Annotated in this window: 2 protein-coding genes, 1 tRNA gene and 1 pseudogene; 1 reads left to right on the top strand and 3 read right to left on the bottom strand. The window is 57.5% G+C overall.

The features are described from left to right. The 3 genes and pseudogenes from A3730_RS14865 to arsS all read right to left on the bottom strand — a co-directional run. Positions 1 to 189: pseudogene (locus A3730_RS14865) on the bottom strand (glycosyltransferase); the annotation flags it as partial. Beyond that, a complete protein-coding gene (locus A3730_RS14860) occupies positions 186 to 872 on the bottom strand; it encodes a TIGR04283 family arsenosugar biosynthesis glycosyltransferase (RefSeq protein WP_063520377.1) in 687 nt (228 codons plus the stop codon). The gene A3730_RS14860 and the pseudogene A3730_RS14865, both read right to left, overlap by 4 nt. Beyond that, complete coding sequence (gene arsS, locus A3730_RS14855) at positions 869 to 1,825, bottom strand: arsenosugar biosynthesis radical SAM (seleno)protein ArsS (RefSeq protein ID WP_063520378.1); 957 nt, start codon at positions 1,823 to 1,825, stop codon at positions 869 to 871. The genes A3730_RS14860 and arsS overlap by 4 nt, the downstream gene beginning before the upstream one ends. 275 nt (positions 1,826 to 2,100) lie before the next feature. Between arsS and A3730_RS14850 the strand changes: the two genes are divergently transcribed. Next, a tRNA-Arg gene (locus tag A3730_RS14850) sits at positions 2,101 to 2,177 on the top strand. Positions 2,178 to 2,623: the final 446 nt, after the last annotated feature.

Raw genomic sequence — 2,623 nt, 5'->3', positions numbered from 1 at the left:
CGCATCCGGCTTGTCGAGCCACAGCTGCACATCACCGGGAAACGCCTCAGCGGCAGCAAACGTCTGCCAGAGTAACTGCTGATAAATCTGCAAGGCACCATCGGCACCGAAACCAGGGATCAAACGGGTTTTAACCTGGCCTGGGTGAAGGGCACGGGCGAAAACAATCAGCAATGGCGTGGCGGTCACCTGGCATCTCCCCCGTAATAGTCGCGGTGCAGCGACTCCGGGCTGGCTCCGCGCCAGTAGCGAAAGCGCAGGCTCCACATCAACCAGATGGTTCGCCAGGGACCGTTGGCCTCCCAGCGGCGGCTGCTGGTGGTCAAGGGCGGGCGCAGGCACACCGGGCGCGCCAGCGCACGCAACCGGCGCGACAGGGCAATATCTTCCATCAATGGCTGCTCGGGAAACCCGCCCTGTTCACGAAACACATCACGGCGCACAAACAGGGCCTGGTCGCCGGTGGCGATCCCGGTAACACGGGAGCGCCAGTTCATCATCAAGGCGATAACACGAAACAGCGGCCGCGGCCGACTGAGGCGTACATCGAACCGCCCCCACACAGCGGTGCTGGCCACCCCATTCAGGGCGTCGCGATGCCGCGAGTCGAGCACGGTATCAGCATGAACAAACCAGAGCCACACACCGCTGGCACACACCGCCCCGGTATTCATCTGGATGCTGCGCCCCTGCTCGCTGGCCAGCACCGTGTCCGCTAGCTGCCGGGCGATATCCATGCTGGAGTCGCTACTGCCGCCATCCGCCACGATCAATTCGTCACCGTCACGCAGCGCAGCGCGCAGTCGTGCCAGTGACCCGGCCAGGGTATCCGCCTCGTTCAGCACCGGTACGATGACACTAATGCGGCTCATTCCAGCGAACCACCACAGCTACTTCCCGCCCCTGCCGTGCAACCGAAACAGTGGTCGGCCACATAAATCGGCTCGCCCTCAATATCGTCTTTCAGCAAGCTCGACAGATGCTGGTGACCTTCGTGGTGGCCTTGCGGCATGTCCAGCATCTGGTTGAAGTCACAATCGTAGAGATAGCCCTGGTAATCCACGCTCACCATGGAGCGGCACATCAAGGCCGGCAGGGTGTCGCGATTGTAGCTGTCGCGCAGCAGCTGCATGTAGTCGTTGAACTGATCATGGGCCAGCAACACCGCACCGAAACGACTGATAGGCATGTTGGTAATCGTCAGCAAATGATTGAAACGCAAACCGAAATGCGTCATCAATTCACGCTTGTAGTCAGCTTCGAGGGCAGCCTGTGGAGGCGGTAACGTCGCGCCGGTGGAGTTATAGACAAGGTCCAGCACCTTGTCGTCCCCGTAGCCTTTCTCGTTCAGGCGGCGAATGGCTTCAAGGCTGCCCTGAAACACGCCCTTGCCCCGTTGCTTGTTCACGTTTTCTTCGGAATAGCACGGCAGGGAGGCCACCACATGCACGTCGTGGTCAGCCAAAAACTGAGGCAAATCTTCGTAGCCCGGCTCGAGCAGAATGGTGAGATTACAGCGGTCGATGACCTCCACACCGAGTGCATGGCATTCGCGCACCAGGTAACGAAAGTGGGGGTTCATCTCCGGCGCGCCGCCGGTCAGGTCGATCACCTTGATATCCCGCTTGCGAATGACCTGAAGAATCAGATCGATGGTGGCCTTGTCCATCAGCTCGGTGCGGGTGGGGCCGGCATTCACATGGCAGTGCACACAACTCAGGTTGCACAGATAACCCAGGTTTACCTGCAACACGGAAGTGGCATGGCGACGCAGTGGCGGAAAATCCGTGCTGCTTCGCACCAATAAATCGTGGGTGTCCTGCATATTTCACCTGTTTCAATTTCCTTAATGCTATCAATTGGATGCAGGCTTGTCGCAAACGTTACGTGAAGGGGGGGGGGAATCGAGCTACGAGCTACGAGCTACGAGTTTCGACAAGATTGTGCCCCCGAGACGATAACAAGCATGAAGTGGCCCTGGTGGAGCCTGCAGGAGATTCAACTGACGGAACGACTGCTTACCGCCTCTCGCATAAAAAACAACCACCCGTTTCCTGAAAACTGGCGCCACCGCTGAAAGTCCTTACAATCAGCAGCCATGCCCCGGTAGCTCAGTTGGATAGAGCAAGCGCCTCCTAAGCGCTAGGTCGGACGTTCGAATCGTCTCCGGGGCACCAATTAAATCAGAAACTTACAGATGCCCACCCTCCCTGATAGGAACGCCGTAAGTGAAATGTAAGTGCAGCGGCACTTGTTAAGGGCAAACAGCTACAAACAACTGCCGCCCTCCCCTAGCCAATCTCCCACACAAAAAAGCCGCTACGGACTACAGATCCGCAACGGCTGCATTGTTATCGTTTGCTTGTCCGGTGCCAGCCAGAACGGCTAACGACTTTCTTGTCAGTGACTCCGCGCCGGGCCTTGCCCGCTTATGGACTCCATGGTCATATGGACTCAACAACAATAACGGGGCGGCTTGCATCAGGCCTCCCTTTCAGAATCAACTCGCATGTGGCAAATAAACGAGGAAAAGCAATGTTCAAAATGATGATGGGCCTATGCGCTGCTGTCTTTTTGGTTGGCTGTAATCAAGGAAACGACGTCGCTTTCGTCGATTTTCAGT

The sequence above is a fragment of the Alcanivorax sp. HI0044 genome, assembly GCF_001634945.1.
Note: the sequence above shows the minus strand (reverse complement) of the source record. Positions and strands in the feature narration are given on the sequence as shown.